We start from the raw sequence: 3868 nt of genomic DNA, 5'->3' as shown, positions 1-3868 counted from the left end.
GGACGGTTACCACTTTGTGTTTCATGACTGGGGTGAAGTCGTAACAAGGTAACCCTAGGGGAACCTGGGGTTGGATCACCTCCTTACCTTAAGTCGATAGACATTTTTGATGCAGTGCTCACACAGATTGTTTTGTTATGAATAGTAAAGACATAGAGTCTTAATCAATAGCTTTATTGATTAGGGCTTTGCCCTAGCTTGTGTGTACTTAACGTACGCCTTGCTAAGTGTTCTTTAACAATTTGGAAAAGCTGATATTAATTTAATCCAAGAGTAACTGATTGAATTGTTATTTTTATAAATGACGGTTCTTTCAAGCGAAACTTGTATGGGTATGAGTAAAATCATACGCGATTAGCGATTGTCACGTTACAGCCTGGCGAAAGCCACTAATAGTCTGAAGTCAAAAGGCAGACATATTAGGGTTGTATGGTTAAGTGACTAAGCGTATACGGTGGATGCCTTGGCAGTTAGAGGCGATGAAGGACGTGTAAGTCTGCGAAAAGCTGTGGTGAGTTGACAAAACGCATTTGAGCCACAGATGTCCGAATGGGGAAACCCACCGCTTCGGCGGTATCTGCAACTGAATACATAGGTTGTAGAGGCAAACGAGGGGAACTGAAACATCTAAGTACCCTTAGGAAAAGAAATCAATTGAGATTCCCCTAGTAGCGGCGAGCGAACGGGGAGCAGCCGAATCTATTTGAATTAGCAGAATGAGTTGGGAAGCTCAACGATACAGGGTGATAGTCCCGTATGCGAAGGTTCAAGTAGGTCATATTAAGTAGGTCGGGACACGTGTTATCTTGACTGAAGATGGGGGGACCATCCTCCAAGGCTAAATACTCCTAACTGACCGATAGTGAAGTAGTACCGTGAGGGAAAGGCGAAAAGAACCCCTGTGAGGGGAGTGAAATAGAACCTGAAACCGTATACGTACAAGCAGTGGGAGCCCTTCGGGGTGACTGCGTACCTTTTGTATAATGGGTCAGCGACTTATATTTAGTAGCAAGGTTAACCGTCTAGGGGAGCCGTAGCGAAAGCGAGTGTTAACTGCGCGTTTAGTTGCTAGGTATAGACCCGAAACCCGGTGATCTAGCCATGGGCAGGTTGAAGGTTGAGTAACATCAACTGGAGGACCGAACCCACTAACGTTGAAAAGTTAGGGGATGACTTGTGGCTGGGGGTGAAAGGCCAATCAAACCGGGAGATAGCTGGTTCTCCCCGAAATCTATTTAGGTAGAGCCTCGGACGAATTCCATTGGGGGTAGAGCACTGTTAAGGCTAGGGGGTCATCCCGACTTACCAACCCTTTGCAAACTCCGAATACCAATGAGAACTATCCGGGAGACACACGGCGGGTGCTAACGTCCGTCGTGGAGAGGGAAACAACCCAGACCGCCAGCTAAGGTCCCAAAATATTGCTAAGTGGGAAACGATGTGGGAAGGCTAAGACAGCTAGGAGGTTGGCTTAGAAGCAGCCACCCTTTAAAGAAAGCGTAATAGCTCACTAGTCGAGTCGGCCTGCGCGGAAGATGTAACGGGGCTAAGCAATATACCGAAGCTGCGGCAGCAAGTTTACTTGCTGGGTAGGGGAGCGTTGTGTAAGTGGATGAAGGTGAACTGAGAAGTTTGCTGGACATATCACAAGTGCGAATGCTGACATGAGTAACGATAATGGGGGTGAAAAACCCCCACGCCGGAAGACCAAGGTTTCCTGTCCCATGCTAATCAGGGCAGGGTAAGTCGGCCCCTAAGGCGAGGCAGAAATGCGTAGTCGATGGGAAACGGGTTAATATTCCCGTACTTATATAATCAGTGATGGGGGGACGGAGAAGGCTAGGCCATCGTGGCGTTGGTTGTCCACGTGAAAGTGCGTAGGCTGAGAACTTAGGTAAATCCGGGTTCTTAAGGCCGAGACACGAGACGAGTCACTACGGTGATGAAGTGGTTGATGCCCTGCTTCCAGGAAAAGCCTCTAAACTTATGATTATATGAACCGTACCCCAAACCGACACAGGTGGTCAGGTAGAGAATACTAAGGCNGCCGGAAGACCAAGGTTTCCTGTCCCATGCTAATCAGGGCAGGGTAAGTCGGCCCCTAAGGCGAGGCAGAAATGCGTAGTCGATGGGAAACGGGTTAATATTCCCGTACTTATATAATCAGTGATGGGGGGACGGAGAAGGCTAGGCCATCGTGGCGTTGGTTGTCCACGTGAAAGTGCGTAGGCTGGAAACTTAGGTAAATCCGGGTTTCTAAGGCCGAGACACGAGACGAGTCACTACGGTGATGAAGTGGTTGATGCCCTGCTTCCAGGAAAAGCCTCTAAACTTATGATTATATGAACCGTACCCCAAACCGACACAGGTGGTCAGGTAGAGAATACTAAGGCGCTTGAGAGAACTCGGGTGAAGGAACTCGGCAAAATAGTACCGTAACTTCGGGAGAAGGTACGCCCCTGTTTGTGAAGGATTTACTCCGTAAGCAGATGGGGGTCGCAGTGACCAGGTGGCTGGGACTGTTTATTAAAAACACAGCACTGTGCTAAATCGAAAGATGACGTATACGGTGTGACACCTGCCCGGTGCCGGAAGGTTAATTGATGGGGTTAGCGTAAGCGAAGCTCTTGATCGAAGCCCCGGTAAACGGCGGCCGTAACTATAACGGTCCTAAGGTAGCGAAATTCCTTGTCGGGTAAGTTCCGACCTGCACGAATGGTGTAACCATGGCCACGCTGTCTCCACCCGAGACTCAGTGAAATTGAAATTGCTGTGAAGATGCAGTGTACCCGCACCTAGACGGAAAGACCCCGTGAACCTTTACTACAGCTTGGCACTGAACATTGACCCTACATGTGTAGGATAGGTGGGAGGCTTTGAAGCGTTGTCGCCAGATGACGTGGAGCCGTCCTTGAAATACCACCCTTGTATGTTTGATGTTCTAACATTGGCCCCTTATCGGGGTTGTGGACAGTGTCTGGTGGGTAGTTTGACTGGGGCGGTCTCCTCCCAAATAGTAACGGAGGAGCACGAAGGTTAGCTAATCACGGTCGGACATCGTGAGGTTAGTGCAATGGCATAAGCTAGCTTAACTGCGAGACAGACACGTCGAGCAGGTACGAAAGTAGGTCATAGTGATCCGGTGGTTCTGAATGGAAGGGCCATCGCTCAACGGATAAAAGGTACTCCGGGGATAACAGGCTGATACCGCCCAAGAGTTCATATCGACGGCGGTGTTTGGCACCTCGATGTCGGCTCATCACATCCTGGGGCTGAAGTCGGTCCCAAGGGTATGGCTGTTCGCCATTTAAAGTGGTACGCGAGCTGGGTTTAGAACGTCGTGAGACAGTTCGGTCCCTATCTGGTGTGGGCGTTGGATGATTGAGGGGAGCTGCTCCTAGTACGAGAGGACCGGAGTGGACGAACCGCTGGTGTTCGGGTTGTTTTGCCAAAGGCATTGCCCGGTAGCTACGTTCGGAACGGATAACCGCTGAAAGCATCTAAGCGGGAAGCCGGCCCCAAGATGAGTCATCCCTGGACGTAAGTCCTGGAAGGGTTGTTATAGACGATGACGTTGATAGGCAGGATGTGGAAGCGTTGCAAGGCGTTAAGCTAACCTGTACTAATTGCCCGAGAGGCTTAACCATACAACACCTAATGTGTTTGTGGTGACAATCGTTTAACCATACAAAACGCACTCTTGAATTAAATTAAAGCTTTTTCCAAATGTTAAAACCAGTTTATGTCTGGCGACAATAGCGACGTGGCACCACCTGAATCCATTCCGAACTCAGAAGTGAAACACGTTAGCGGCGATGGTAGTGTGGGGTTTCCCCATGTGAGAGTAGCACATCGCCAGACTCCCAAT

General features: G+C 49.4%; 3 rRNA genes. All 3 read left to right on the top strand.

Annotation, left to right across the window (positions count from 1 at the left end):
• Window positions 1-86 (top strand): 16S ribosomal RNA (locus tag CSH93_RS17760); the annotation flags it as partial.
• Between the two features lie 345 nt (window positions 87-431).
• Window positions 432-3647: ribosomal RNA gene (locus CSH93_RS18040) — 23S ribosomal RNA — on the top strand.
• A gap of 98 nt (window positions 3648-3745) precedes the next feature.
• Window positions 3746-3861 (top strand): 5S ribosomal RNA (rrf, locus tag CSH93_RS17755).
• Window positions 3862-3868 lie beyond the last annotated feature (7 nt).

Source organism: Neoalteromonas facilis, assembly GCF_002807665.1.
Taxonomy (GTDB): Bacteria; Pseudomonadota; Gammaproteobacteria; order Enterobacterales; family Alteromonadaceae; genus Alteromonas_E; species Alteromonas_E facilis.
This window is presented reverse-complemented; position numbering and strand designations above follow the sequence as displayed.